We start from the raw sequence: 435 nt of genomic DNA, 5'->3' as shown, positions 1-435 counted from the left end.
ATGCGGTCTTGAGCGGCATGATGGTGTCGGGCGTCAGCACCGCCAGCACGCCCGGCGCGGTCTCCGCGGCGCGGGTGTCGATGGCTGTAACCTTGCCGGCGGCGATCGTTGCGCCGACCAGCACCGCATGCGTCAGCCCTTCGAGCTGCTGCTCGACGGCGTATTGAGCGGCGCCCGTGATCTTGGCCGGGCCGTCGACGCGCGACAGGCGTCCGCCGACCGCTTCGAGGCGTGCGCTGTCCGAGGCCGCGTGTTTCATGTCATGAACGGTCATGCCGTCTCTCCCAATTCGAGGATGGCGCGCGCGATGACGCGCGGCGCGAGCGCTATTTTGTAGTGGTTGGCGCCATGGTCGACGGCGCCCTCCATGGCGAGCTCGCTCGCCTTGCGAACGGTCGCTTCGTCGAGCGTCTTGCCCTTCAACGCCTCTTCGAC

Annotated in this window: 2 pseudogenes; both read right to left on the bottom strand. The window is 68.0% G+C overall.

Annotated elements, in window-relative coordinates:
- A pseudogene (locus EOA29_RS40160) lies at positions 1 to 274 on the bottom strand (xanthine dehydrogenase family protein molybdopterin-binding subunit); the annotation flags it as partial.
- Positions 271 to 435 (bottom strand): annotated as a pseudogene (locus EOA29_RS43665) (xanthine dehydrogenase family protein subunit M); the annotation flags it as partial. The pseudogenes EOA29_RS43665 and EOA29_RS40160, both read right to left, overlap by 4 nt.

Source organism: Mesorhizobium sp. M1E.F.Ca.ET.063.01.1.1 (assembly GCF_003998155.1).
In the GTDB taxonomy this organism is placed as follows: domain Bacteria; phylum Pseudomonadota; class Alphaproteobacteria; order Rhizobiales; family Rhizobiaceae; genus Mesorhizobium.
The sequence above is the reverse complement of the archived record's forward strand: the minus strand, read 5'-3'. Positions and strand labels throughout refer to the sequence as shown.